Raw genomic sequence first — 25,535 nt, 5'->3', positions numbered from 1 at the left:
GGCGTCGCCGCCGATCGCCGGCGACGGCGTTGGACCGCCCGCGGGCGCGGCCGCAGCGACGGCCGCCGCGCCGGTGCTTTCGCCCAGGCGCAGGTCGACCATGCCGCGGGGCATGTCGAGGGTGACCTGGCCGCCGCCGACCTCGCGCAGGATGACGCCGTCGACGCGCTCGCCTTCGTTCATCCACACGGCCGGCTTGCCGCCGATCGACAGCAGGGCCTGCCGGCGGCCGGGCATCCGGGCCAGGCCGCTCAGGGTCACGGCCGGATCTCCGCCGGCCCCGGCCGACTGGCCGAACAGCTGGGCGCTGGCCGCCGACGGCGGCAGGACGTCGGACGGCGCCGAGCGGGGAACCGACACCGCGCTCAAGGCCGAACGCGCCTCGTCGACCGCGCCGCCACCCCCGGCGATCAGCCAGCCCACGGCGCCGATCGTCAGGCCGGCGGCTCCAGCCGCCGCGATCAGGTTGGTGCGAGCGTCGAGCAATAGAAGCGTCCGGAGAAGGTGAGAGAAACGGCCGCGCCCTGGGAAACGAGGTCGGCCTTGTCGGCGAAGATCTTCGGCTCGGCCCCGGCCATGGCGGCCAGCAGGCCCGTGGCCTTGTCGTAGGGACCGACGGCCCGGAAGCGGAAGCCCGTGGCCCTCAGGCCCGCGACCTCGGCCTCGGGCGCGGCGGCGAAGCTCAGCTCGGAGACCTCCAGGCCCGCCCCGCCGGCCCGGATCAGGGCGCGCACCGTCTCGGCGCCGCTCTCGACGCCGCCCCGGCAGATCGCGCCGCGCGAATAGGTCGGCCCGTCGCCGCCGCCGCGAGCCTTCGCCTTGGTCAGGGTGGCGATGCCGGCGTTCAGCTTTTCCAGGCGCGCGTCGTAGTCGTCGGGCCGCGACAGCGCCGACAGCCCCGCCGCCGCGCCGAGCGCCCCCACCGCAACGGCGATCGCCGCCGCCGCCGCCAGGGCCGGTCCTTGCAGCCCCCGCCGGCTCATGGGCGGCCTCCCGCCGCGTCCGGCTCGATGACCCAGAGATAGACCCCGCGTCGCAGCGGCCGCTCGTCGCGCCGGGCCGCGCCGGTTTCCATGAACGGCGGATCCTCGCCGCGCGCCTCGACGGCGGCCACGCCATGGTCCCAGCGCCAGGCCTCGATGCGAGCATCCGGCGAGCGGGCCGAGCCCGCCCAGGCCAGGGCCCGCAGCGCAGCCCCGACGTCGTCGCCCGGCTGGGCCGAGGCCAGCAGCCGCGACTCCCGCTCCGCCGCCTGCAGGGCCTGCTGCCGGCGCATCTTGGCGGCCAGTTCCGTCTCCATCGCCGACAGTCGTTCCTCGGCTTCGAAGCGGGCCGACAGGGCGCCGCCTACGGCCATGGCCAGCAGCGCCGCCGCCAGGGCGCTGGCCAGGCCGACGCCCAGCATCAGCCGCGCCCGCCGCGCCGCCGCCTCCGGCGGATCGAAGGTCGCCTCGACGCGCTGGCCCTCGATCTCGACGGTCTCGACCAGGCGCTCGGTCAGTTCCTCGGTCCGCACGTAGCAGGCGGCGAACCGGGCCGGTTCGTTCGAGCGCCAGGGCGCCAGACGGCGCAGCTGAAGCTGCAGCTGGGCGATCGGCACCGGCGCGCCGTGGCTGGCCTCCAACCGGGCCGCGCGGGTCTGGTCCCAGGGCCAGCCGGCCGGGACCACCACCAGGCGGCTGAACACGCTGGGCCGGGCCGGCGGCGGCGCCGGCGGCGCGGCGGCCGCCTCGATCGCCTCGTCGATGAGGCGCAGGTCGATGCGGGGGATCATGGCGCGGTCTCCCGGCATTCGCCGATCACGGCGTCGAACTGACAGTCGCGGCCTTCGTCGACATCCAGGCGTGCGTGGGCGACGGGCCGGCCGGCGCCGCCACGTCGGATCATCACGGCCCGCAGCCGGCCGCCGCCGGCCGGCCAGCGGGCAAGCGTCTCGCCGGCCTCGCCGACATAGGCGAAACGGGCCGAGGCCATGGTCAGCGGTCGGCGCTCGACAGGGGCGCCGGCCTTGGCGACGACCAGGACCGAGCCGCGCCGTCCCTCCTCGATGCGGGCCCGGCAGGTCGCCGCCCCGCAGGCGAAGGTCAGGGCCGATGCGGAGCCGGAAAAGCTTGGGTCGGAGGCCCGGCCGAACGGCCCCTGGCCGTCGAGCAGGCGTTGCAGGGTCAGGTCCGCCGCGCCCTGGGCGTCCAGGCCGCGATGCGCGGTCTCGATCCGGCGCTGCTGGCCGGCGATGGTGGTGACGGCCAGGCTCATGCCGCCGATCGCCAGGCCGACCACGGTCACCGCCGCCAGGGCCTCGGCCAGGGTGTAGCCGTCATCCGCCACGGGCGGCCTCGTCGATGCAGGTGTCGAGCGTTTCCAGGACATAGGGGCGGGCCTCGTCGCGCGGCCGGGCCTCGGCGCGCCGCATGCAGGGACCGCCCAGGCCCGAGCGGTCCTCGCCGACCATCCGCGCCTCGACCCGCCATGGGAACGGCGCCTCGCCCGCCCAGACGCCCAGCTGTCCGCGCGTGGCCTCGATCCGCTCGCGAAGGAGGAGGTCGGCCTGGCGGGTTTCGACGGCGGCGCGGGAGACGCGGCCAGCCATCTGCACGGCGGCCAGGACAAGGACGAGGGCCGAGGACAGCACGGTGACGGCCACCAGCGCGTCGGCCAAGGCGTAGCCGTCCTGTCCCTCACCATTACGCCAACCATGTGCCGCACGTTCGCTCAACTTCGCGCCGCGCAAGCGCCCCCGCCTGTCACAACCCTTAAGGGAGGTACCACGCCCCCCGCCCCCCGGATAGGCGCAATCGCGCGTTGTCCCCATCCCACCGCACGATCCGCACGAACAGGTTCAGCTTTGCCATTGCTCCAACCTGCGGTTTCGCGCATCGGTTAGCCCGACCATGCGCATATCCGCCGCCCCCGCAGAGCCCGACGACACGCGCCTGAGCGCCGGCGCCGCGCTGCTGGCGCTGCTGGGGCACGCGGGCCTGGCGGCCCTGCTGCTGGCGCGCTGGCCGGCGCAGACGCCGAGCGACCTGACCGCGCACAGCGTCCAGGTGACCTTGGTCCAGGGCGGACAGGCCGGCCCGAAGGGCGAGGCGGCCACGCCCAGCCGGCCGTTCGAGCGTCTGCACGCGTCCACGCAACAGCCGCCCTCCCCACCCCCGTCGACCGACGAAACCGGAAGGCGCCTGGACGAACTGCTGCAAAGCCGGCCGACGCCCGCCCGCCAGGCAGCGAGAAATGAGACCTCCGCGACTCCTGCCGCGTCCACCGCGCCGGCCGCCGGAGAAGGACGGGGAGGATCCTCGGGCCTCAAGGCCGGCGAAGGCCTGGCCGGCATCGACGTGTTCGGCGGCGCGGCCCTGCCGGTCGTCGGCCAGCGCCCGGCCGCGCCGTCGGGCGACCTGTGGAAACGGGTCGCGCCCTGCTGGCGCTCGCCAGGCAAGCTGCAGGTCTCGCTGATGGTGGAGCTGGGGATGGCCGGCGACGTCGTCCGGCTACAGACGATCCGCCGCGAGGGCCAGGCGGTTGACGGCCAGAGACTGGCCGCCGAACGCTCCGCCGCCCGCGCGATCGAAGCCTGCGCCCCCTATGCAGGGTTGGGGGCGGGGCGAGAGCGGCTGGAGTTCAGGCCGTAGGCCGGGGAAAGCCTAGTGGGATTGCTAGCCAGCCCCCACCCCTTGATGGTGGAACTGCGTGCCGACGGCTACGTCGCCCACCTCTAGACGATCCACGCGAGGGGCTAGGCGCTCGACGGCCGGAAGCTAGCCGTCGAACACTTCACCGCCCGCGCGGTCGGGACTCACCCGCTGCCAAGCGCGGCAGGGGAGGGGAGCGGTTTGAACTAGGGGCAGCTTCTGAGCGCCACGCGCTTCGGATGCTCGAGAACTGCTCGAAGCCCTTACCGTAAGGATGTTGGCCGCTCCAGCAGACGCAAGGGACGCCCCATCCACGTCATGTATTCATCGCTATAAAAAAGAACCGCCTCAATAAATACCGGATCGCCATCATCATGAACCAATATTACATGCATTCCATCCTTAGGCCCGCCTTCAATTTTCGACAGATCAATCTTTGAACTATCAAACCAAAGAAAATAACCCCCAGACCAATCGCCAGCATTTGTATCAAAAAATATTTCTTGCATATACTTACTTACATTTCGCTGGATTTGGCCTAACTTTAAATTGAGCACTCACCTTTTCGGCCTGCTCTCGACTCAGTGGATACGGCACCGATACAGTTACATGCAGCTTATTGCTGCCCGTAGGCGAATTGACGACATTTACCCCAATGCTCCTCAACTGCTGAACTGTTGTATAGCTAATGCTTCCATTTGGATAGTTGGCAGCGTGGGCAAGTTGCTCCACGCTCATTCTCGGCGCTGAAGTCGCCGAAAAGCCACTGGAGACGCCAGGGAAAGAGACAGGCGTTGTTCCCTTTATTAGCGCGTCAGGCGTGGCGATCCCCCCCCTAACGACGTATTGCGGCTTGGGCTGCGGAGTATCGCTCGTCACTAGTAGGGGCAGCGTGAGAGCTGCCGCCCCCGATGCGATTGCGCCTAGAGTTACCTTAGGCCCCACTTGTGCCGCGACTTGAGGCGAAGCCGCAACCAACGGCCCTAAGAATGAGGCAACAATGCCACAACCATTATCACTCCCTTTAGCGGCCCCACCGCCGCCGCCCCGGATGCCCCCCAAAGCGGCCATGCTTCCAGGGAGAAACGCGAACTCGTAAGTGTCCTTCGGGCAATCCTTGGCATTGGAGTCGCCGGGGAGATCGGGGCGCGTGGGGATCGGGTCGCAGTTTGCCTTGGCTTGAAGGCCAAGAGGATCGACCAGATTGATCGGATCGTTCCCGACATAGGCCTGCCAGTTGATCCCATCCGCGTAGCCGATCGGATCGGTCTGCATGAACCGGCCGAGGGACGGCGAGTAGACCCGGGCCTTGTAGTTGTAGACCCCCACTTCCGGCAGCCAGGTCTGGCCGGTGTATTGATAGCGGCCCATGTTGTTCGCGGCCGGCACGCCGTACTCGTCGTAGCTGTTGATGCCCACGGCCGCACCCGCGCCGTTGGTGACGGCGACGACCGAGCCGCGCTCGTCGGCCGCGTACCAGTTGCGGTTGGCCGTGTCGGCGCCTTCGTACCAGGCCAGCGGCTCGTCCATGCCCGGGCCGGGGATGTAGCGGCGCAGCATGCCGCCTGAGGTGTTGTACTCCGCCGACAGGTTCATGCCGTCGTAGAGGAACTGGGTCGCGCCGAGGCCAGGCGAGGTGGCGTGATAGATCCGCCCGGCCGGATCGACCGACAGCTGTCCACCGCTGGACGCAGTGCGCAGGGCGTTGTCCGGATCGTAGGTGAAGGTCGTGGCGCCATCGGACGACAGGTTGCCGTTGGCGTCGTAGCCCTGGGTCACGCCGCCAACCGTCGTGTACTGGTTGAGGCCGTTGCTGGCGTAGGTCTTGGTTCCCGACGCGCCGCCGACATAGCGATAGGCGTCGTTGGTGGCCGTGCGCGAGGTGATCTGGCCGGCGGCGTTGTAGCCGTAGGTGTAGGTCTGGTCCTGGGCCGTTCCGGCCAGGTCGTGGCTGAGATAGTTCAGTCGCGAGGCGGCGTCGTAACCGTACCAGGTGTTGACGCTGTTACCGCGCCACAACACGGCGCGGCGGCCCAGGTCGTCATAGCCATAGGCGACAAGGACAAGCGATCCGTTCTCCCTCACCATGACCGGTGCCCCCGCCAGGTCGTACTCGTAGCTGGCGTAGAAGCCGTCGGGCCAGGTCACTCGCGTGCGGTTGCCGGCCAGGTCGTACTGGTAGCTCATCGCGCCCTGCGGCGCCGACGCGGCGGTGATGCGGCCCAGGGCGTCGTAGGTCAGGCCAAGGCTGTAGCCCGAAAAGGCGATCGAGGTGGCGCGGCCCAGGTTGTCGTAGGCGTAGCTGCGGCCAGGCCAGCCGCCGGGGCGGGTCTGGCTGGTCAGGTTGCCGTTGGCGTCATAAGCGTAGTCGATCTCCTGGCTGTCGCGCAGGCGGCGCTTGGTCATCCGGCCCGCGGCGTCGTAGGCGTACTGCTCCAAGTCGTCGCCGTTGGCGCTCATCTGTCCCACCGCGGCCTTGGGGAAATAGACGCGATAGAGACGGTCGAAGCCGTCGTATTGAAGTTGGGTTAGGTTGTTCTTGGCGTCGGCGACCCAATACAGGAGGCCGTTGGGCGTATACTCGTAGCGGCCCTCGCGCACCGGCGTGTTCGTGGCCCAGCCGGCATAGGTTTCGGTCAGACGGTCGGCGCTGTCATAGACGTTGTAGGTAATGCGGTCGGGACCGTCGGCGCCTTCGGCCCCGAGCGTGCAGGCCGAGGCGGGCAGGCTCGAGAAGTTCGGCCAGGTTCCGAAGGCCGAAGGGTTCATCCGCACCGTCGCGCAGGTCGTGCGCCCGATGTCGTCATAGCTGTACTGGTTGACCGATTGGATGACGCCGGCGGCGTTCAGCGCCTTGTGCGTGACGCGACCGGCGGCGTCGTACCTGGTCAGGTCCTGCTGGAAGACGACGATCGCGGACCAGTCGGCGTCCGACTGGCTGGCGACGACGCCCTGCTCGACGATCGTCGGGCGGCCGGCGGCGTCGTAAGAGTAGCGGACAGCGCGGTGCTTCAGCGCGCCGCCGCCGTCCGGGTCGGGACCGACCGCGCCGACGATCCGGCGCGCCGCGTCATAGCGGTAGCGCACCGTATCGGCCGAGCCGGCCAAGGGACCGTCGATCGTCAGCAGGTTGCCGAAGTCGTCATAGGTCATGCTCGACGAGGCCCACAGCGCGCCGTCGCCGGAGCCCGAACCGACCGTCATCGGCAGCAGGTTGTTGGGCGTGCTCGGAGAGCCGTAGTCGACGGTCTGCTTGACCTCGTTGCTGGCCGCGCAGCTCGAACCCGTCACGCAAGACGCCGTCGAGACCAGCTTGTAGACCGGCGTCATGCCGGCCCACGCCGTCTGCTGGGCGTAGGTGTAACGGGTCTGCGGGCGGGCGCCGTCGGCGCCTGCCGGCAGGGTCACGGTCAGCACGCCGCCGTGCGTGCCGTCGTAGGTATAGTCGGTGACCTTGCCCACGGCGTCGGTCGTCGAGGTCGGCTTGTTGCAGGTCACGACGTTCGAGCACGACGCCGGATATACGGCCGAGGTGATCACGTCAGCCAGGCCCGAACCAGCCTTGGCCACCTGGCGAACCTGGGTGACGTTGCCGCGTGCGTCATAAGTGAACTGCGCGTAGTCGCCTTCCGGATTGGTCGACTTGGTCAGCCGGCCGGCGGTGTCGTACTCATAGCTCGTCGTGCGGTTCAGGCTGTCGTTGACCGAGGTCAGGCGGCCGATCGACAGGTTCGAGGTGTAGGTGTCCTGGTGCGACAGAGGGCCGGTCACCGTCGTCGTGCGCGTGGTCCCCGCGTCGGAATAGACGTAGTTCCAGGTGCCCGTCGTATCGGTCAGGCTGGTTACGCGCCCGGTGTTATCCAGGGTGAAGTTGACCGCCGCTTGGCCTGGGGGCTGGATGGTCCGCGTGCCGCTGATGGCGAAGGAGGACTGGCTGTAGACGGTCTGGGCGCCGGTGTGGTCGGTGGCGGTGAAGGTCGCGCCGCTCTGGGCGTAGGTGATCGACGGCCAGTCCTGGCGGTTCTGGGTGCAGGAGCCTTCGAAGGCCTCGCATTGGTCGATCCGGCTGTTGCGGGCGCTGACCTTGCGGATGGTCTTCCAGGCGGACGTGTAGTCGTACCCGACCCGGTCGGATTGGTATTCGTAGAATATCTGGTAGCCGTGGTTGCTGTCCACCGTGCGCAGGCGCGAGACAGTTTCGCTTTCATAGCAGAAACCGCTGATATCCCAGTGATAGCAAGCCTCGTCGACGATCTGGTAGTTGTAGATCATCGTCTCGCCGCCCGGCCGGGTCAGCGACAGCAGGACCGCCTCGTTGGCGATCGCCGCTTGGCTGAGCGGGCGGGTCCAGTTGCGTTCGAAGATCGCCTTGGTCCCGTCCGGGGTCGTGAAGATGTACTGGCCGTTCAGCAGCGTCAGAGTCGCGCCGGTCGTCGAGGTCGGGGTGAAGATGTTGCCCGACTTCACGAACCGCACGGTCATGTTGCCGAGGCTGACCATGTAGTTCGAGCCTGAATAGTTCAGGGTGCCCGACAGGTTGTCGCGCCAGTAGCCCACATAGTTGGCGTTGAAGTTGGTGCGGCTGTAGGCGATGCCGCCCTTGCCGGGCTGGCCGATCACCAGGTCGGTCGAGGTGGTGATGATCTTGCCGGTGATCACGTCGACGCCGCGAGCGTCGGTCTCGTAGTGTTCCGGGGGGATCGGCAGGGCCTGGGCGAAGGCCATGCCCGAAAGGCAGCTGGACGCACACAGCATCGCGCTCAGGCGCGCGAGCCGCTTCAAACCAAGACGCATGTAAGCCCCACAGCACGAAAACGGCGCATCGCACGCGCCCCTCGCGCCGAAGTTGCGGACCTACGGCCCAGCTACACAACCAGGACGACATAATTATCTGTGGATAACCCGGAAAGAGAGCAACCTCTGGGCGAATTTCCGAAGGCGCGACTTTAGACTTGCGGTTGCAGGCCCGGGTTGGAGACGTGGTCGCCTCCCCGTTTCTTGTCGTTGGAATGGAGTATGTCACACATGAAGTCGGTGCTGCTCGCCACCATGGCGTCTCTCAGCCTCCTGGCTGTCGGCGGATCCGCCTTGGCCGAGACCGTGCAATACAAGTACGATCCGCAGGGCCGCCTGGTCGAGGCGCGCTACTCCACGGGCCGGGTCGTGATCTACAAGTACGACGCCGCCGGCAACCGCACCGAAGTGACCGTCACGCCCGGCAGCTGACGCCGCCCCTGGCCGCTCGCAGCCCGTGCATCATGGCTGCGAGCGCCGGCTAGGCACTTTGACGGCGGATCCAGGGATCGCGTGAGCGCGGTTCCCGAAGGCGGCCTACGCCCCGATTTCGGGCCGCAGCGCGCTCATTGAGCCGCGCGTGCGACGCTGGTCATATTGCCGCACCTTTGCCGATCAGGCCCCGAACTCGCCGCCATGACGTCGGGGCGAGCCAGGCCAGCGCCTCTCCGATGCGGAAAGTACGCGGAGCGCGTGCTCCCGCGCCCTGGTCACGCCAGGCGGTCGTCGACGGCGGGAAGCGGCGGCCATGATCCCGACCAGTCTACGGCGCGGGAACGGCGGAGCCGCCCTGTCCCATCCCGCCTTGCAGTCCTGGTTGCATGAGGCTGTCCGACGTCCCGGCGGGACAGGCCTGCCTTCCCGCCTGCGCCGATGAAATGCCGAACGCCGTTACGCATTTTGCGCGAACTCAACCTTAATCCGATCGGAAGGGCCGGCCGACATCATGACGGTCATCAGATCGGCCGGCGGCTTCGTGGAGAGCGCCCAACCGGCCCATCCGACTTCCACGGCCGCGACAGTCCCGCCGCCGCCGTGAGAAGGCCCCGCGCATCAAGCCCCTTTGCGCGGGTCTGACAGGAGCGCCGCCCATCCCCCCCTCCGGGCGGCGCTCCTGCGCTTTCTCTCAGGCGGCCTGCTTTAAAGCGCCTTCAGGCCGGCGCGATAGCGCTTCCAGTTCTCGACATAGTGCAGGGCCGAGGCCTGCAGGATCATCGCCTGGTGCTCGCTGACCTCGCGGATGATCTTGCCCGGCGCGCCGACCACCATCGAATTGTCGGGAATCTCCTTGCCCTCGGTGATCAGGGCGCCGGCGCCGATCAGGCAGTTCTTCCCGATCCTGGCGCCATTGAGGATGATCGAGCCGATGCCGATCAGCGAGCCGTCGCCGATCGTGCAGCCGTGCAGCATCACCATGTGGCCGACAGTGACGTTGGCGCCGATGGTCAGCGGGACGCCAGCGTCGGTATGCAGCACCGAACCGTCCTGGATGTTGCTGTTCTCGCCGATCGTGATCGGGTCGTTGTCGCCGCGCAGCACCGCGCCCCACCAGATGCTGGCGTTCTGCTTGAGCACGACGTTCCCCATCACGCTGGCGGTCGGGGCTATCCAGTATTCGCCCTCCGGAGGAAGCTGGGGGGCGGTATCGCCCAACGAATAGACAGTCATCCGTACACCCCGTGTTCTTTTGGCACGTAAAAACTTAATCGCTCAGAAACCATAATCACCCCATTGTAAATCCGGTGATTCGGCATGGAACATCCTCTCATCGGGAGACTTCCTTCCGTATCCGCCGCGGACCATACCGACCGCGGCCTCCTGACGACGGAGAACAGGGTCTTGCGTTCGGCGTTCCGGCGTACAGCACCGCCTTCCTGGGGCTCCACCGAGCCGCCCGGCCGCGCCTGCGGCTCCGTCTTCTGCTCCGCCCATCGATCCAAGGACGACGCCTTACGGCCTCGTCCTTTTTTCATGCCTGAATGGAGGCTTTGATGACCAAGCGAGCCCTGAAGCGGATGGTGCGCGAAGGCGCCGACGGCCGCTACGACGACGACGCCAAGGTGCGTCGCCTGCCGGTGGAGCATCGCGGCGGCTGGTCGCCCCTCGGCGACGCCGACAACGCGCCCAGGGATCAGAGCTACATCAAGACGATAAAACCGAAATCGCCCGGCCAGGCCCAGCTGATGGAGGCCATGGACAGCAAGAACCTGGTCCTGGCCCTTGGCCCGGCCGGCACCGGCAAGACCTATCTGGCCATCGCCAAGGCCGTCGAGGCCCTGGAGGCGGGCCGGGTCAACCGCATCGTTCTCTCCCGCCCCGCCGTCGAGGCCGGGGAGTCGATCGGCTACCTGCCGGGCGACATGGAAGACAAGCTGGCCCCCTATCTGCGGCCGCTCTACGACGCCCTGACCGACCGCCTCTCGGTCAAGCGCATGCGGGCCCTGATGGCCGAGGGCGCGATCGAGATCGCTCCGGTCGGCTTCATGCGCGGCCGCACGCTGAACAACGCCTTCGTGGTGATCGACGAGGCCCAGAACTGCACCTACATGCAGCTGAAGATGCTGCTGACGCGCCTGGGCTGGCACTCGACCATGGTGGTCACGGGCGACCCGAACCAGTCGGACCTGCTGCCGGGCATCTCGGGCCTGGGCGACGTGGCCGACCGCTTCGAAGCGATGTCCAACATCGCCGTCATGCGCCTGGAAGACCGCGACATCGTCCGCCATCCCCTGGTGGCCGAGATGCTGGGCGTTTTGTGACCCTCAATCTGTGATTTTGTAACAGTTCAAACCTCGAAAGGCTTGAGTATGAGGCGGCCGGACGGCAAGGTCCGGCCGCCTTAACTGTTTCCGGGACCCCTATGTCCGATATCACCGCCGCCCCGCGCTCGGAGTTCACGCTCCGCGGCGTGATACTGGGCATTCTCATCACCGTCGTCTTCACGGCCGCCCAGGTCTATCTGGGGCTGAAGGTCGGCCTGACCTTCGCCACCTCGATCCCGGCCGCCGTGATCTCGATGGCCCTGCTGCGCTTCTTCCGGACCTCGACGATCCAGGAGAACAACATCGTCCAGACGATCGCCTCGGCCGCGGGCACGCTGTCGTCGGTGATCTTCGTGCTGCCGGGCCTGCTGATGATCGGCTGGTGGTCGAACATCCCGTTCCTGGCCACCTTCGGCATCTGCGCCGTCGGCGGCATCCTGGGCGTGATGTACACGATCCCCCTGCGCCGGGCGCTGGTGACCAATTCGCCCCTGCCCTATCCGGAAGGCGTCGCCGCCGCCGAGGTGCTGAAGGTCGGCTCGGGTTCGCGTGAAGGCGCGGCCGAGGGCAAGGCGGGCCTGTGGGCCGTGATCGCCGGCACGCTCGCCTCGGCCGCCTTCGCGGCCCTGGGCGCGGCCAAGATCTTCGCCGCCGAAGTCGCCGCCTTCGTCAAGGTCGGCAAGGGCGCGACCGGCATCGGCGCCTCCAGCTCGCTGGCCCTGATGGGCGCGGGCCACCTGATGGGCATCACCGTCGGCATCGCCATGTTCACCGGCCTGTTCATCGCCTGGGCGGTGCTGGTGCCCATCCTCACCGGCGTGTTCCCCGCCGAGGCCGGCATGAGCGTCGCCGACCACGCCCTGAGCGTCTGGGCCACCAAGGTGCGCTTCCTGGGCGCGGGCGTCATCGGCGCGGCCGCCATCTGGACTCTCGGCAAGCTGGTGGTTCCCATCTGGCGCGGCCTGGTGTCGGCCTTCGAGGCCGGCAAGGCCCGCCGCGCCGGCTCGGGCGACATTCCCCGCGTCGAGCAGGACATCCCGATCTTCGTCGTCGGCCTGGTGTCGGTGGCCCTGCTGGCCCCGGCCGGCTGGCTGCTGGCGGCCTTCGCCCTGGGCGGTCCGGCCGGCGCCCTCGCCCTGCCGCTGACCATCGCCGCCGTCGCCTACCTGGTGTTCGCCGGCCTGCTGGCCGCGGCCGTCTGCGGCTACATGGCCGGCCTGATCGGCTCGTCCAACAGCCCGGTCTCGGGCATCGCCATCCTGACCGTGCTGGGCGCCTCGCTGCTGGTCGGCGCCATCGGCCGCGGCCTGATCGGCCCCGACGCCGCCAAGGCCCTGGTCGCCTTCGCCCTCTACGTCACCGCCACCGTCCTGGCCGTGGCCGTCGTGGCCAACGACAACCTGCAGGACCTGAAGACCGGCCAGCTGGTCGACGCCACCCCGTGGAAGCAGCAGTCGGCCCTGGTGATCGGCGTGCTGTCGGGCGCGACCGTCATCCCGTTCGTGCTGGACCTGCTGGCCAAGTCGAACGGCTTCGTCGGCGCGCCGAACCTGCACGTCGTGCCCGGCGCCGAGCCGCTGGCCGCGCCCCAGGCGACGCTGATCTCGACCCTGGCCAAGGGCGTCATCGGCCATAACCTGCAGTGGGACCTGCTGGGCGTCGGCGCCCTGATCGGCCTTGGTCTCGTCGTGGTCGACATCGTCCTGCGACGCGCCAGCAAGGACCGCTTCAGCCTGCCGCCGCTGGGCGTGGGCCTGGCCATCTACCTGCCCAGCGCCGTGACCGCCCCGGTGGTCGTCGGCGCCGTCGCCGGCTGGATCTTCGAGCGCGTGGTCTCCAAGGACCGCAAGGCCGAGGTCGCCAAGCGCCTGGGCGTGCTGATCGCCTCGGGCTTCATCGTCGGTGAGAGCCTGTTCAACGTGGCCCTGGCCCTGCTGATCGTCTCGACCAACAAGGGCGCCCCGCTGGCCATCGCCCACCCGCCCCCCGAGCACCTGGGCATGATCATCGCCCTGGTCGTCGCGGCGATCCTCGTGGCGGCGCTGTACGGCTGGTGCCGCGTCCAGGCTCGCAAGATCGAAGACGCCTGATCGGCCCTTCCCTCTCGAAACCGAAAGGCCCGGAAGCTTTCGCTTCCGGGCCTTTTCCTATTCGGGGGCCAGCACCGTGAACCAGAGGTCGGCCCGGCGCGCGAAACCCAGGGCCTGGTAGAGCGCGTTGGCCCCGGCGTTGTCGGCGTAGCTGTGCAGGAACGGCGTCTCGCCGCGCGCCAGGATTCTCCCCGCCACATGCGCCATCAGGCCCGCGGCATAGCCCTTCCCCCGATGACCGGGATGGGTGCAGACGCCGCTGACCTCGGTGAAGCCGTCGGGACGCATCCGCTCGCCGGCCATGGCCGCCAGCTCGCCGCCGACCTGCACCCCGACGAACTCGCCCAGTTCGTGGGTGCGGGCGAAGAACGGCCCCGGCTTGGTCAGGGTGGCCAGAGCCAGCATCTCGGCCGCGTCGGCGTCGCCCAGCGCGACGATCTCGAAATCGAGCGGCTTCAGGGGCGTGACCGCCCGCGCCGCCATCTGCCAGCACAGGGCGCTGGACAGCATGACCGTCCCCGGAACCAGAGGCGGTTGCCCAAGCTCCACCAGGCCGCTGCCGCCATGCTCGCGCACCAGTTCGCCCAGCGACGCCAGGCTCTCCGGCGTCTCGTCGGCGACGGCGGCGAACAGGCCAAAGTCCGGATCCATGCGCAGGGCGCCGCCCCGCACGATCGCCAGATGCGCCTGCCGGCCGGTCAGGCAGGACCAGACGGGGCGGTCGAGGGGATGGCTCACGGGCAGTAGGCCGTGATCAGGGCCTTGACCGCGCCCACCACCGCCAGGGCCGGCTTGTCGTCGTCGTCGAACATCTGGCTGGAGGTGAACACGCCCTCGATCAGCAGCATCATCGCATCGCCCAGGGCCTTGGGATCGGAAGCGCCCATCGCCTGCGCCTTGGCCCGCAGGCGTTCGCGCAGATCCTGCTTGTGGGTTTGCGATACCGCCCGGCCGGCGTGGCTGCGATCCGGATACTCGACGACGGCGTTGCTGAGCGCGCAGCCGCGATAGTCGGCCCCGCCCGAGCGCGCGGCCAAGCCCTCGAAATAGGCGACCATCTGGGCCTTGGGATCATCCGGAAAGGCGTCCTCGGCCGACTTGAAGCGATCCCAGAAGCCCTCCTCGACCTCGCGAAGCACGGCGGCGACCAGGTCGTCCTTGGACTTGAAGCTGCGATAGAGGCTGGGCTTGGTCACGCCCGCCTTGCTGACGATCTCGTCGACGCCCACGGCGCGGATGCCCTCGCGATAGAACAGGTCGCGGGCCGTCTCGAAGATCTTCTCGGCCGCGCGCGGACCCGGGCCGTAGGGCTGCAGGTGAAGGGGGGCGTCGGCGTCGTTCTTCGTCATCGGAAATAAGGCCTCTTGACGATGTTACTAACCGGTACGTACAACGCCATCAAGGTACGTACCGATCGGTTACATTCTCTGCGAGGAAGCCAGCATGGCGAGCATCCGACGCCCCTTCGGCCGCAACTACGCCTTCGTGGTGGCCGGCGTGACCTTCCTGGCCCTGCTGGCCGCCGCCGGCCTGCGCGCCGCGCCGGGCGTGCTGATCCTGCCGCTGGAAAAGAGCTTCGGCTGGGACCGCGGATCGATCTCGCTGGCCGCGGCCATCGGCATCTTCCTCTACGGCCTCACCGGCCCGTTCGCGGCGGCGCTGATGCAGTCGTTCGGCGTGCGCAGGACGGTGAGCCTGGCCCTGGTGCTGATGGCCGTCTCCACCGGCCTGTCGGCGTTCATGACGGAAAGCTGGCACTACATCGCCACCTGGGGCGTGCTGGCCGGCTTCGGCAGCGGGGCGGTGGCCATGGTGCTGGGCGCGACCATCGTCAATCGCTGGTTCGTCGAGCGGCGCGGCCTGATGCTGGGCCTGCTGACCGCCGCCACCGCGACGGGGTCGCTGATCTTCCTGCCGGCCATGGCCTTCATCGCCGAACACGGCGGCTGGCGCCCCGTGGTGCTGACCGTGGCCGCCGTCGCCGCGATCATGGCCCCGATCGCCTGGCTGCTGATCCCCGAGCGCCCCGCCGACATAGGCCACAAGCCATTCGGCGCGGGCGACGACTGGCAGGAGCCGCAGCGGGCGTCCGCCTCCAACGCGCTGGCCGGCGCCTTCGGAGCCCTGGCGCGGGCGAGCAGGACCCGCACCTTCTGGCTGCTGTTCCTGGGCTTCTTCATCTGCGGCCTGACCACCAACGGCCTGATCGGCGTGCACATGATCGCCTTCTGCGGCGATCGGGGCATGCCCGAAGTCCGCGCCGCCGGCCTGCTGGCCCTGATGGGTCTGTTCGACCTCTTCGGCACGACGGCCTCGGGCTGGCTGACCGACCGCTACGACCCGCGCAAGCTGCTCTTCGTCTACTACGCCCTGCGCGGGCTATCGCTGATCTACCTGCCCTATTCGGACTTCTCGATCGTCAGCCTGTCGGTGTTCGCGGTGTTCTACGGCCTGGACTGGATCGCCACCGTGCCCCCGACCGCGCGACTGGCCACGGAGGCGTTCGGCGACCGCGACGGCCCGATCGTGTTCGGCTGGATCGCCGCCGGCCACCAGTTGGGCGCAGCCACCGCCGCGGTGGGCGCGGGCCTGATCCGCGCCGCCCAGGGCCAGTACGTCCAGGCCTTCGTGCTGGCGGGCGTCGCCGGCCTGATCGCGGCGGGCGCCTCGCTGCTGATCCGGCGTGGGGCGAAGGCGGTCGCGGCCTAAGCGTTCCAGGGGTCAAGGACGGGTCCGCCCCAGGCCTCGAAATCCCGGACGTTGCGGGTGACCAGGGTCAAACGATGCACCTCGGCCGTCGCCGCGAGCAAGGCGTCGATGGACGGCATGGTGCGCCTGGCGTTCTCGGCCGCGCGACGAATGCGGGCCTGGGCCTTGGCGACCTCGGCATCGACGGGCAGCACGCGCTGGCCAAAGTCGGCGATCACCTCTTCGAGCCACGCCCGCAGCCTGTCGGCTTTCTGGCCCGGCGCCAGCCGCTCGACGCCATAACCGGCCTCGGCCACGCTCATGGCGCTGATGAACAGCGCCGACACGGGCTGATCCGCCAGCCATCAGGGAGGCCCGGATGAGGCTTCAGCTTCGTGGTGTCGGAGAAGACGTTGGTGTCGAGCAGGAACATCAGAACTCGACGACCCGACCAGGATCCTGGTCACGAGCGAAAAGCTCGGCGTGTTCCTCGTCGCTGAGGACACGATATTTGGGATCGAGCCAGGACGGCGGCTTCTGCGGCGCCGCGCCCCGCAGCCGCTCGTACTCCTCGGCCGACAGGACGACGGCGGCGTCCTGACCGTCTCGCGTCAGGTGCTGCGGCCCCTGCGTGCGGGCGCGCTCGACCACTTCGCCGAACTTGGCCTCGGCTTCGGCCAGGCTCCAGGTCCCGTCAGGCATGCCGCCCTCGCCATAGAAAACGACCACCCAGGCAGGATAGCCAGGGTGGTCGCTTTTTCCAATCGCTGGGAGCGAAAGGCTTAGTCGAGATCTTCGGCCAGGATGGCCATCTCGAACATGTAGGAGCCGTCCTCGTCTTCGTCCTGGAAGACGACGCCGATGAATTCGCCCTTCACCTCGACCTCGGCCGAGTCCTTCTGCTTCGGACGGGCCTTCACGGCGATGTGCGGGTTGCCGAAGGTGCGCTTCAGGTGGGCTTCGAGCTTGGCGATGGCGGCGGCGTCCACGGGGGGCTCCTGATCTTGTTGTTGGTCTTTCGCCCCCGTGGGGCGGAATGGCGGGAAACTAGAGGTCCGCAGCGCAAAGTGTAAGGCCTTTTGCGCGGGCGCCCGCTCAGGACTGTTGAGAAAACGACGGGGGCGGGCAGGCCCGCCCCTGCTCCACCAGCCAGTCGCGGAACCGCCGCGCCCCGCGCGAGGCGCCTGCCTTAGGAGTTAGGGCGCACAGCAGGGTGGGTTCATGAACCATGCCCAGCGGCGCGACCAGCCGGCCGGCAGCCAGGTCGCGCTCGACGAAGGCGTGAGGAACCATGGCCACGCCCAGGCCAGCCGCGGCGGCCTCGATCATATAGAAATAGTGGTCGAACTCGCGCACCACCCCGGCCGGCGGCAGGGTTACCCCCGCTCGGCCGGCCCACTGGTCCCAGCCGTGCAGGAAGGTTTTGGTGTGTAGGCGCGGCAAGGCCAGCAGCCCGTAGATGCTCGACGCCCGCGCCGCCAGATACGGGGCCACGACCGGACCCACGTGGGTGTCGAGGAAGGCCGTCGCCTCGCCATCGGGCGAGGGCGGACCGGCCGGGTCGCGCATGCGGATCGCCAGGTCGATCCCGTCGGCGCGGAAGTCGAACGGCCCGTTGGACTCGGCCACCCGGATCGGCGTGTCAGGGAAGCGCTCGAGAAAGTCGGGCAGGCGCGGGATCAGCCATTTCATGGCGAAGGTCGGCAGGCACGAGACGACGGTCGGCCCTGGCTCGTTCTCCGGCGGACGCGGCACGGCCTCTTCCAGGATGTCGAAGGCCCGCGTCAGCCCCTGGGCCAGCTTCAGCCCCGCCTCGGTCATGGTCAGACGATTGCGCGGCCCCCCGGTCAGGGCGACGCCGAGATGATCCTCAAGCTGGCGAACCTGACGGCTGACCGCCCCGTGGGTGACGCAAAGCTCGTCGGCGGCCAGGGTCATGCGGCCGCGCCGGCCAAAGGCCTCGAAGGCGCGCAGGGCGTTCAGCGGCGGCAGCGGACGTCGGACCATGTGATGAAACCTCACAGACCCCGACCGATAAGTCGTTAGCCGCGACCGGGCAACCGCCCGATAAGCGATGCATGGACAGACAGCGGAAAATCACGCCGGCCCAGTGGGCGGCGGTCGCGGCGCTGTGGGCGCTGGCGGTCTACGGGATGACGGTGAGGCCCGAGCCGCAAGAGACGCGATTGACCGGCCGTGCGTCCTTCGAGGCCCGCTGCGCGGGCGCCTCAGGATGAGGAAGTCATTGCAACGGCATCCTCAACCTGAGGGGCTAGCCGCAGGCGAGCCTCGAAGGAGGTCGCGCCGCTCAGATCACGTAGTCGTACACTACGTCGGCCAGGGTGTGGTCCATGGTGCGGGCCGGCTCTTCGCAGGTGGGGCAGTTGACGATGCGGGCCGGCACGCCTGCGGCCGTGCAGTGCGGGGGGATGGGCTTTAGAACCACCGAACCCGAGGCGACCTTGGCGTAGTCGCCGATCTGGATGTTGCCCAGCACCTTGGCGCCCGCGCCCAGCAGCACGCCCTTGCCGATCTTGGGGTGACGATCGCCGCGCTCGGCGCCGGTGCCGCCGAGGGTCACGCCGTGCAGCATCGAGACGTCGTCGCCGACCACCGCCGTCTCGCCGATGACGATGCCAGTGCCGTGGTCGATGAACACGCCGGCGCCCACGCGAGAGGCCGGGTGGATGTCCACCTGGAAGACCTCGCTGGCGCGGCTCTGCAGGTAGAAGGCCAGGGTCTCGCGGTTGTTCTCCCACAGCCAGTGCGACACGCGGTGGGTCTGCAGGGCGAGGAAGCCCTTGAAGAACAGGAACGGCTGGACATAGCCCTTGGTGGCCGGGTCGCGCTCGAACACAGCGCGCAGGTCGGCCTCGGCGGCGGCCACCAGGGCCGGATCGCTTTCGAAGGCCTCGGCGGCGAACTCGCGGGCGGTCATGGCCCGCATCTCCTGGTCGCCCAGCTTGCGGGCCAGCTGGAAGGTCAGGGCGTCGGCCAGGTTGTCGTGGCTTAGGATCACGGCGTTGAGCAGCGAAGCCAGGGCCGGTTCGGCCTTGGCGGCATGTTCGGCCTGGTTGCGCAGGGCGGCCCACACGGGCGGCGCGGCGCGCTCGGTCACGACTTCAAGGTGCTTGGCCACGGGGCTCTCCCTTCCCAGCGGAGACTAGAGCATACTTATTCAAAACGCTCCAGCCGGACAGACGGCCGCCCCGATCAGCGAGCCAGGACGAGCGCGGCCAGATCGGCCGGCAGCTCGCCCACGACCGCCATATGGTGCACCCGGAGCAATAACGCCACCGTCAACGAGTCGGGCATCCGCCCAGTGACCGCCGCTTCCAGCGCTTGAGCGAACGGCACGCGGGCCACGGCCAGGTCCTCGGTGTCGTCCGGCTCGGCCCTGGTCGGCGACAGGTCCATGGCCAGGAAGCCGTGGGCGAACTCGTCGCTGATCGAGTTGGAAAGCTCCATCGTCAGGATCGGACGCCAGTCGGCGGCGACCAGTCCGACCTCCTCGGCCAGTTCGCGCCTGGCCCCGTCCAGCGGATCCTCGTCCATCGGCGCGCCGCCCTCGGGGATTTCCCAGCTGTAGTTGCCGCGCGGAAAGCGGGCCTGGCCCACCAGGGTCACCGTGCCGTCGGCGTGCAGCGGCACGACCCCGATCGCCTGGTTCTTGAAGCTGACCTTGCCGTACAGCGCCGGGCTGCCCGTGGGGGCGATCGCCTGGTACTCCGTCACATTGATCCAGGGATTGTCGTAGACGACCCTGGCGCTGGTGACGCCCCACGGCTCGCCGTGCGGTTTCAGCCAGCCGTTTTTATCGGACATGCGAACGACTCGCGACTTGTGCCGGCCGGGGCTCGGCCATAGGTGACGTGCCTGTAGCGCGCTTTCAGGAGATCGTCTTGGCCGGTTCCATTCCCCCCGCCCCCGAATTCGGCGAAGCGATCGCGATCGAGCCCGCGCCCGAGGTCCTCGCCTTCCTGGCGCGACGCCGCTCGGCCTCGGCGATGTCCATCGTCGCGCCCGGCCCCAGCGAGGAGGAGCTGGCGGACCTGCTGCGCCTGGCCGCCCGCGTGCCCGACCACGGCAAGCTCTTTCCCTGGCGGTTCGTGATCCTGCGCGGCGAGGCCAAGGCCGCGTTCGCAGCGAAGATCGCGCCGCTGGCCGCCGACCAGGCCAACCCCACCAAGGCCACGGCGGCCATGCGCAAGCTGACGACCCCGCCCCTGGCCATCGCGGTGATCTCGCGGCCCGTGCCGCACGAGGTGCCCGAGTGGGAGCAGGTGATGAGCGCCGGCGCGGTCTGCACCCAGCTGCTGCTGGCGGCATCGGCCATGGGCTACGGCGCCAACTGGATCACCGACTGGTACAGCTTCGACCAGCGGGCGCTGGATATCCTGGGCGTCGGCGAAACCGAGAAGGTCGCTGGCTTCCTCTACATCGGCACGTCGGCGGAACAGCCTCTGGAGCGCGTGCGGCCGGATGTGGCGGCGATCACGAGTGAGTGGCGGCACGACTAGAAGGAAGCACTCATATTTCGACTTGGCGGTTACTGTTGGCGACGCCATACTCGGAGCATGAAAGTCACGTCATCCGAGACTTTGAAAGCTCTCCGCCAAGCTCGCGACCGCTATGGATCGTGGAGCGAGGTGCTAGCTAACGCAACGCCCGACAAGGATGGAGTGTTGCGTGTACCGCCTGCAACTGAGACTGCGGCGCCAATCCAATCGTCGCGGCCGCGTCGGATCGGGTGATCTTCAGCTTCACCCTCGTTCTAGCGCTTTTCCTGCTGGCGCCCGGTTTCGCCTTTGTCGCTGGCGTCTACTCAGGCGGCTTTCGAACACGGCTGGAAGCGTCGCCACCACCACCGAACTCCGTCATCACCCTAGCCCTCGTCACTAGCGGTGCTCTGGCAGCGCATTTCGTGTTGTCAGCAATGTACGGCCTCGGCTTCGGAGGCAATTATCCCAACCCATACGCCGTCGCGCTTCATCTACCACAGGCGTCAGAAGCCGAGCGCGGCGCTGACCTGCTGTGGGTGCTGAGCAACCTCAGCGCCATCACGATAGCCACCTTCTTTGCGACGCGCCTATTTATCGGGTGGCAATTGCGCTCACACGGTCTCGTTCGCAACGCCCTCTACGGTTGGCTGGCCGAGGCTACTGCTGCTGAAGGCGCCATCGCCTATGTCGTCACCAGTCTGGAACTTAACGGCGCGGCGATCGGCTATGAGGGGGTCCTAGAATACATGACCTTGGATTCCTCCAAACGCATCGTCTCGTTGGTACTTATAGATTGTGAACTTTTCACCCTCGTCGCCAAGGGCGGAATGGTCCATCGCGTGCGCAACCCCCGCCAAACACCTCTGGAGAACATCGTGCTGGCGGGGGACGCTATACGTAACGTCGCTTTCACCCCGATCGGGGTAAAGGCCTCTTAGCCCCGGCCGCGATATGGCGCCACGCCTTGATCCGGCACCCACAGGCCTTCCGGCGCCGGACCGGTCTGCCAGAAGACGTCGATCGGGATGCCGCCGCGCGGGTACCAGTAGCCGCCGATGCGCAGCCAGCGGGGCTTGGCGACCTCGACGATCTTGCGGGCCACCTTGACGGTGCAGTCCTCGTGGAACGAGCCATGGTTGCGGAAGCTGGTCAGGTAGAGCTTCAGCGACTTGCTCTCGATCAGCCAGTCGCCCGGCGCGTAGTCGATCACGAGGTGAGCGAAGTCGGGCTGGCCCGTCACCGGGCACAGCGAGGTGAATTCGGGCGCCACGAAGCGCGCCAGGTACAGCACGTCGTTCTGCGGGTTCGGCACGGCCTCGAGGACGGCGGCTTCCGGGCTTTCGGGAGCGGCGACGGTCTGGCCCAGCTGGGTCACGGAAAGTTCGGTCATGGCGGCGATTTAGGCCTCCGCCCTTCGCGAGACAAGCGCCGGCGCCCTCGCTACGGTGTCGCAAACACGCGTTTGGGAGAGACGCCATGACGGACTTCGACGGCTTCACGGTGGTGGTCACGGGGGCTTCGACGGGCCTTGGCCGGGCGATTGCGGTCGAGACCGCCCGCCGGGGCGCGGGGCTCGTGGTGGTCAACTTCGCCCGCAGCGGCGAGGAGGCCGAGGAGACCGCCCGCCAGGTCGAGGCCCTCGGCGCCAAGGCCTTGCTGGCCAAGGGCGATGTCGCCGACGACGCCGACTGCCGCCGGATCGTCGAGGCCGCCGCCCCCTCGGGCCGTATCGACGCCCTGTTCAACAACGCCGGCATGACCAAGTTCGCCCCGCAGCACGGCGACCTCGACGCGGTGAACGCCGAAGACTTTCTCAAGCTCTATTCGGTCAATGTGGTCGGCGCCTTCCAAATGGTCCGCGCCGCCCGCAGCCTGCTGGAGGCCGCGCCGCGTCCGGGCGCCGTGGTCAACACCAGCTCGATCGCCGGCGTCATGGGCAACGGCTCGTCGGTTCCCTACGCCGCCTCCAAGGGGGCGATGACCACCATGACCCTGTCGCTGGCCCGGGCGCTTGCGCCGAAGATCCGCGTCAACGCCATCTGCCCCGGCTTCATCGACACCCCCTGGTTCGGCAAGGCCATGGACGAGGACCGGGTGGCGCGCCTGCGGGCCGGGGCGGCGGCGGCCACGCCGCTGCAGGTCGCCTCCACCGCCGAGGACGTGGCCGGCGCCGCCGTGTTCCTGGCCTCGCCCGCCGCCCGCCATGTCACCGGCGAGACCCTGCTGGTCGATGCCGGCCTGCACCTAGGCGCCGCGCCCCTGTCGATGCGCTGAAGCCGCAGGCAAACGCGGATCGACAACTTGACGATAACTGTGGCCGATGCGCCGATGCTGCAGCAAATGCGCCACAGTTGCCCAAGTTTTGGGCGATCCGTGTTCTTAATGCTGGCGCTGTGCCCCCGCTGATTGCAACTGAAGCATGGCCCGCGGTTAATCCCGGCTTGTGAAGGAACGCGCTTGCAGGCGCCGCACAAGTTGGGACCACAATCCCAGCGGGCTAACAAAAAAGGGGATAACACGGATGAAGTTCTTCAAGCTCGCGCTGGCCGCCGCCACCGCCTCGGTCGCCCTCGGCGGCGCCGCCATGGCTCAGGAAGTCAGCCTCTCGTACAACGTCGGCATCGCCAGCGACTATGTGTTCCGCGGCGTCAGCCAGACCAACGAAGACCCGCAAGTGTTCGGCGGCGTCGATCTCGGCTACGGCATCGGTTATGCCGGCGTGTGGGCTTCGAACGTCGACTTCGGCGCCGACGACCCGTCCGTGGAAATCGACTTCTACGCCGGCGTGAAGCCGACCGTCGGCACGACCTCGTTCGACTTCGCCGTGCTCTACTACGGCTACTCGAAGGACAAGGGCCTGACCCCCGGCAAGTACAGCTATACCGAGCTGAAGGCCGCCGTGGTGCAGCCGATCGGCAAGGCCACCGTCGGCGGCGCCCTTTACTACTCGCCCAAGTACACCGGCGACGTCGGCAGCTCGCTTTATTACGAAGTCAACGCCTCCTACCCGTTGAACGACAAGCTCAGCCTGAGCGGCGCCCTGGGCAAGCAGGACTACGAAGACACCGACGGCTACGCCACCTGGAACGTCGGCGCCACCTACGCCATCACCGGCAACCTCGGCCTGGACCTGCGTTACTGGGACACCGCCGAGCACGGCTGGGGCGACATCTACAAGTCGCGCGTGGCCGCCACCCTGAAGGCGACCTTCTAAGCCCCGCGGGCCGAAGGATCGGAAACGAGCCGCCCGGGTTCCGCCCGGGCGGCTTTTTCGTGCGCCGGTCCCTAGCGGGCTGCGGCCGCCCAGGCGTCCTCGATCTCGGACGCGTCCGGCGTCAGGGCGAAGGACAGCCCCAGGCTCTTCAGCGCGCCCTCGTGCAGGTCGGACTCGTAGGCCGCGCAGGCGTCGGCGGCGACGAACACGTGGTAGTCGAGGTGGAAGGCGTCACGCACCGTGCTGTCGACGCAGCATTCGGTGGTCAGGCCACAGACGATCAGAGTGTCGACGCCGCGCGAGCGCAGCCGCGCGTCAAGGTCGGTTCCGACGAAGGCGCTGTAGCGCGGCTTTTGGATCACCAGCTCGCCCGGCGCGGGCAAGGGGCCGTGGAAGTCGGCGCCGCGTGTTCCCTTGCGACAGATCACCCGCTCGATCTCTGGATCGCCGCCGCGCCTGCGCATGCGCTCCAGCAGGGTCGGAGGATCGCTCTGCGGCGTGGTCTCCAGTCCGACGAACACCACGGGCGCCCCAGCGGCCCGCGCGGCCTGCGCCAGGCGCTGCGCCTTCTCCAGGGCCGCCGCGACCGAAGACAGGTCGACGCCGAACCGGCCGATGACGCCATCGGGAGCGGCGAAGTCCACCTGCATGTCGACGATCACCAGCGCCGTCCGCGACGGGGCGATCCAGTCCGCCAGGCCGTCCTGCGCGGTGATCGGCCTGGCGTTCATGGATAGGCCTCGCGCAGGCCCGGCAGGATCTCGGCGCCGAACATGGAGAGGCCGGTCTCGTAGTCGGGAAAGATCAGCATCAGCCCGTCCAGCTCGCAGGTTTCGACCAGGTCCCGGATCTGCGCGCCGCAGGTCACCGGCGCGCCGATCACGGTGCGGGTCATGAACGCCCCCTGGCGCGCGGCGGTTTCGGCCAGGCGCTCGGGCGGCACGCCCCAGTTGGACAACATGGTGGTGACCGCGCCCATGTCCACCCCGTCGCGATAGCGATCGGCCAAGCCCTGCGCCTCGGCGTCGGTCGCCGCGTGCACGATGGTGCACATGGCGTAGGTGCGGATCGCCTTGCCCAACTCGGCCGCCCGCGCCTTGGCCCGGCGGCTGGCGTCGCGCAGGGCCGTCTCGTCCTCGCCGCCGATGAAGCAAGCGTCGGCCTCGGTCACCGCGAAGGAAAAGCCCCGCTCGGAGACGCCTGCGCAGATCAGCTCGGGGCGCGGCTGCGAAAGCGGCTTGGGCCTGGACTGGCAGTCGGTCAGGGTGAAGAAGCGGCCCTCATGGCTGACGCTGTCCTCGGTCCACAGCCGCTTGACCAGCTGCGTCCACTCCTCGGCCAGGGCATAGCGGGCGTCGTGGTCAAGGCCGTCGTCCCAGGCCCCCATCTGGGCGAACTCGTCGCGATAGGCGCCGGCGACGATGTTGAGGCCCGCGCGGCCGCCGCTGATGTGGTCCAGGGTGGAAATCATCTTGGCGGCCACGGCCGGGTTCTGCAGCAGCGGGTGCAGGGTGGCCCAGATCTTCACTCGGCTGGTGGCCTCGGCCAGGGCGGCCATCAGGGTCACCGACTCCAGGGCCGCGCCCCAGTGGTCGGTGTCGCCGCCAAACCCCCGGAACTTGGCCATAGACATCACGAAATCGAGGCCGATCTGGTCGGCGAGCACAGCGGCGGCGCGGTTCTGCGGATAGAGGCCGTCGAGCGTGGGCGTGGTGCTGGAAACGATCCAGCCGCCGTTGGCCACGGGCAGGAAGACGCCGAATTCCTTGCGCCCGCCGTCACGCCCCATCGTCGCCTCCACGCCTGCCCGTTCACCTTACGAGTCAGGCGCGACCATAGACCAAAAGCGTGAC

The 25,535-nt window shown here is 68.5% G+C and carries 28 protein-coding genes; 9 read left to right on the top strand and 19 right to left on the bottom strand.

Going from position 1 to position 25,535, the window contains the following annotated elements; genetic code table 11:
* The 5 genes from DDF67_RS18665 to DDF67_RS18645 form a co-directional block, all read right to left on the bottom strand.
* On the bottom strand, window positions 1-486 hold a 486-nt coding region (locus DDF67_RS18665), incomplete at its 3' end, for a hypothetical protein (RefSeq protein ID WP_109102343.1).
* Window positions 462-983 (bottom strand): hypothetical protein, encoded by a 522-nt coding sequence (locus DDF67_RS18660; protein WP_109102342.1) that lies wholly within the window; start codon window positions 981-983, stop codon window positions 462-464. The genes DDF67_RS18665 and DDF67_RS18660, both read right to left, overlap by 25 nt.
* On the bottom strand, window positions 980-1,774 hold the full coding sequence (locus DDF67_RS18655) for a hypothetical protein (RefSeq protein WP_109102341.1): 795 nt from the start codon (window positions 1,772-1,774) through the stop codon (window positions 980-982). The genes DDF67_RS18660 and DDF67_RS18655 overlap by 4 nt, the downstream gene beginning before the upstream one ends.
* Window positions 1,771-2,328: a hypothetical protein gene (locus DDF67_RS18650; RefSeq protein ID WP_109102340.1), complete on the bottom strand. Its 558-nt coding sequence runs from the start codon at window positions 2,326-2,328 to the stop codon at window positions 1,771-1,773. The genes DDF67_RS18655 and DDF67_RS18650 overlap by 4 nt, the downstream gene beginning before the upstream one ends.
* The gene (locus DDF67_RS18645) at window positions 2,318-2,659 is read right to left on the bottom strand and encodes a hypothetical protein (RefSeq protein WP_109102339.1); all 342 of its coding nucleotides are present in this window, start codon (window positions 2,657-2,659) and stop codon (window positions 2,318-2,320) included. Before DDF67_RS18645 ends, DDF67_RS18650 begins: the two co-directional genes overlap by 11 nt.
* A 232-nt stretch (window positions 2,660-2,891) precedes the next feature.
* On the opposite strand from DDF67_RS18645, the gene DDF67_RS18640 reads away from it, so the two are divergent.
* Window positions 2,892-3,632 carry a hypothetical protein gene (locus DDF67_RS18640; RefSeq protein WP_109102338.1) on the top strand — a complete coding sequence of 247 codons (741 nt, stop codon included), beginning with the start codon at window positions 2,892-2,894 and terminating at the stop codon, window positions 3,630-3,632.
* Between the two features lie 263 nt (window positions 3,633-3,895).
* Here the strand turns inward: DDF67_RS18640 and DDF67_RS25370 are convergent, their stop codons facing one another.
* Both DDF67_RS25370 and DDF67_RS18635 read right to left on the bottom strand, forming a co-directional pair.
* Window positions 3,896-4,141, bottom strand: coding sequence for a hypothetical protein (locus tag DDF67_RS25370; RefSeq protein ID WP_146198056.1), 246 nt, complete (start codon window positions 4,139-4,141; stop codon window positions 3,896-3,898).
* Between the two features lie 4 nt (window positions 4,142-4,145).
* A complete protein-coding gene (locus DDF67_RS18635) occupies window positions 4,146-8,426 on the bottom strand; it encodes an RHS repeat domain-containing protein (RefSeq protein ID WP_109102337.1) in 4,281 nt (1,426 codons plus the stop codon).
* A 231-nt stretch (window positions 8,427-8,657) separates the two neighbouring features.
* Between DDF67_RS18635 and DDF67_RS18630 the strand changes: the two genes are divergently transcribed.
* The gene (locus tag DDF67_RS18630; protein WP_199229277.1) at window positions 8,658-8,858 is read left to right on the top strand and encodes an RHS repeat domain-containing protein; all 201 of its coding nucleotides are present in this window, start codon (window positions 8,658-8,660) and stop codon (window positions 8,856-8,858) included.
* A gap of 708 nt (window positions 8,859-9,566) precedes the next feature.
* On the opposite strand, the gene DDF67_RS18625 is transcribed toward DDF67_RS18630, so the two are convergent.
* Window positions 9,567-10,094: a gamma carbonic anhydrase family protein gene (locus DDF67_RS18625; protein WP_109102336.1), complete on the bottom strand. Its 528-nt coding sequence runs from the start codon at window positions 10,092-10,094 to the stop codon at window positions 9,567-9,569.
* A gap of 311 nt (window positions 10,095-10,405) precedes the next feature.
* On the opposite strand from DDF67_RS18625, the gene DDF67_RS18620 reads away from it, so the two are divergent.
* Together DDF67_RS18620 and DDF67_RS18615 are read left to right on the top strand one after the other, a co-directional pair.
* Window positions 10,406-11,185, top strand: coding sequence for a PhoH family protein (locus DDF67_RS18620; RefSeq protein WP_109102335.1), 780 nt, complete (start codon window positions 10,406-10,408; stop codon window positions 11,183-11,185).
* Between the two features lie 101 nt (window positions 11,186-11,286).
* The gene (locus DDF67_RS18615; protein ID WP_109102334.1) at window positions 11,287-13,278 is read left to right on the top strand and encodes an OPT family oligopeptide transporter; all 1,992 of its coding nucleotides are present in this window, start codon (window positions 11,287-11,289) and stop codon (window positions 13,276-13,278) included.
* Between the two features lie 57 nt (window positions 13,279-13,335).
* Here DDF67_RS18615 and DDF67_RS18610 read toward each other — a convergent pair whose 3' ends face one another.
* Window positions 13,336-14,016, bottom strand: a complete 681-nt coding sequence (locus DDF67_RS18610) for a GNAT family N-acetyltransferase (protein WP_233247698.1) — start codon at window positions 14,014-14,016, stop codon at window positions 13,336-13,338.
* The gene (locus DDF67_RS18605; RefSeq protein WP_109102333.1) at window positions 14,013-14,627 is read right to left on the bottom strand and encodes a TetR/AcrR family transcriptional regulator; all 615 of its coding nucleotides are present in this window, start codon (window positions 14,625-14,627) and stop codon (window positions 14,013-14,015) included. The genes DDF67_RS18610 and DDF67_RS18605 overlap by 4 nt, the downstream gene beginning before the upstream one ends.
* A gap of 94 nt (window positions 14,628-14,721) precedes the next feature.
* Between DDF67_RS18605 and DDF67_RS18600 the strand changes: the two genes are divergently transcribed.
* A complete protein-coding gene (locus tag DDF67_RS18600; RefSeq protein ID WP_109102332.1) occupies window positions 14,722-15,987 on the top strand; it encodes an MFS transporter in 1,266 nt (421 codons plus the stop codon).
* Here DDF67_RS18600 and DDF67_RS18595 read toward each other — a convergent pair.
* From DDF67_RS18595 to DDF67_RS18570, 6 genes are all read right to left on the bottom strand, one after another.
* On the bottom strand, window positions 15,984-16,328 hold the full coding sequence (locus DDF67_RS18595) for a type II toxin-antitoxin system VapC family toxin (protein ID WP_332888334.1): 345 nt from the start codon (window positions 16,326-16,328) through the stop codon (window positions 15,984-15,986). The two genes, DDF67_RS18600 and DDF67_RS18595, sit on opposite strands and share 4 nt — an antisense overlap.
* A gap of 70 nt (window positions 16,329-16,398) precedes the next feature.
* Window positions 16,399-16,668, bottom strand: a complete 270-nt coding sequence (locus tag DDF67_RS18590; RefSeq protein WP_109102345.1) for a type II toxin-antitoxin system Phd/YefM family antitoxin — start codon at window positions 16,666-16,668, stop codon at window positions 16,399-16,401.
* An 80-nt stretch (window positions 16,669-16,748) separates the two neighbouring features.
* Window positions 16,749-16,955: a DUF3126 family protein gene (locus DDF67_RS18585; RefSeq protein WP_101711814.1), complete on the bottom strand. Its 207-nt coding sequence runs from the start codon at window positions 16,953-16,955 to the stop codon at window positions 16,749-16,751.
* Between the two features lie 106 nt (window positions 16,956-17,061).
* Window positions 17,062-17,973, bottom strand: a complete 912-nt coding sequence (locus DDF67_RS18580; RefSeq protein WP_109102330.1) for a LysR substrate-binding domain-containing protein — start codon at window positions 17,971-17,973, stop codon at window positions 17,062-17,064.
* A 301-nt stretch (window positions 17,974-18,274) separates the two neighbouring features.
* Window positions 18,275-19,105, bottom strand: coding sequence for a serine O-acetyltransferase (gene cysE / locus DDF67_RS18575; protein WP_058349242.1), 831 nt, complete (start codon window positions 19,103-19,105; stop codon window positions 18,275-18,277).
* A gap of 74 nt (window positions 19,106-19,179) precedes the next feature.
* Window positions 19,180-19,791, bottom strand: coding sequence for an NUDIX domain-containing protein (locus tag DDF67_RS18570; RefSeq protein ID WP_109102329.1), 612 nt, complete (start codon window positions 19,789-19,791; stop codon window positions 19,180-19,182).
* A gap of 77 nt (window positions 19,792-19,868) precedes the next feature.
* On the opposite strand from DDF67_RS18570, the gene DDF67_RS18565 reads away from it, so the two are divergent.
* Window positions 19,869-20,486, top strand: coding sequence for a nitroreductase family protein (locus tag DDF67_RS18565; RefSeq protein WP_109102328.1), 618 nt, complete (start codon window positions 19,869-19,871; stop codon window positions 20,484-20,486).
* Window positions 20,487-20,716: 230 nt separating this feature from the next.
* Window positions 20,717-21,406, top strand: a complete 690-nt coding sequence (locus tag DDF67_RS18560; protein ID WP_146198055.1) for a hypothetical protein — start codon at window positions 20,717-20,719, stop codon at window positions 21,404-21,406.
* Here the strand turns inward: DDF67_RS18560 and queF are convergent.
* Window positions 21,403-21,858, bottom strand: coding sequence for a preQ(1) synthase (gene queF, locus DDF67_RS18555; protein ID WP_109102326.1), 456 nt, complete (start codon window positions 21,856-21,858; stop codon window positions 21,403-21,405). The genes DDF67_RS18560 and queF overlap by 4 nt on opposite strands.
* 86 nt (window positions 21,859-21,944) lie before the next feature.
* On the opposite strand from queF, the gene DDF67_RS18550 reads away from it, so the two are divergent.
* Window positions 21,945-22,742, top strand: coding sequence for an SDR family NAD(P)-dependent oxidoreductase (locus tag DDF67_RS18550; protein ID WP_109102325.1), 798 nt, complete (start codon window positions 21,945-21,947; stop codon window positions 22,740-22,742).
* Window positions 22,743-22,989: 247 nt separating this feature from the next.
* Entirely contained in the window at window positions 22,990-23,682 is a 693-nt protein-coding gene (locus DDF67_RS18545; RefSeq protein ID WP_109102324.1) for a TorF family putative porin, read from the top strand.
* Between the two features lie 71 nt (window positions 23,683-23,753).
* Here the strand turns inward: DDF67_RS18545 and DDF67_RS18540 are convergent, their stop codons facing one another.
* Both DDF67_RS18540 and DDF67_RS18535 read right to left on the bottom strand, forming a co-directional pair.
* Window positions 23,754-24,413 carry a cysteine hydrolase family protein gene (locus tag DDF67_RS18540; RefSeq protein WP_109102323.1) on the bottom strand — a complete coding sequence of 220 codons (660 nt, stop codon included), beginning with the start codon at window positions 24,411-24,413 and terminating at the stop codon, window positions 23,754-23,756.
* Window positions 24,410-25,471 (bottom strand): LLM class flavin-dependent oxidoreductase, encoded by a 1,062-nt coding sequence (locus DDF67_RS18535; RefSeq protein WP_109102322.1) that lies wholly within the window; start codon window positions 25,469-25,471, stop codon window positions 24,410-24,412. Before DDF67_RS18535 ends, DDF67_RS18540 begins: the two co-directional genes overlap by 4 nt.
* Between the last annotated feature and the right edge of the window lie 64 nt (window positions 25,472-25,535).

This window comes from Caulobacter endophyticus (assembly GCF_003116815.1).
In the GTDB taxonomy this organism is placed as follows: Bacteria; Pseudomonadota; Alphaproteobacteria; order Caulobacterales; family Caulobacteraceae; genus Caulobacter; species Caulobacter endophyticus.
Note: the sequence above shows the minus strand (reverse complement) of the source record. Positions and strands in the feature narration are given on the sequence as shown.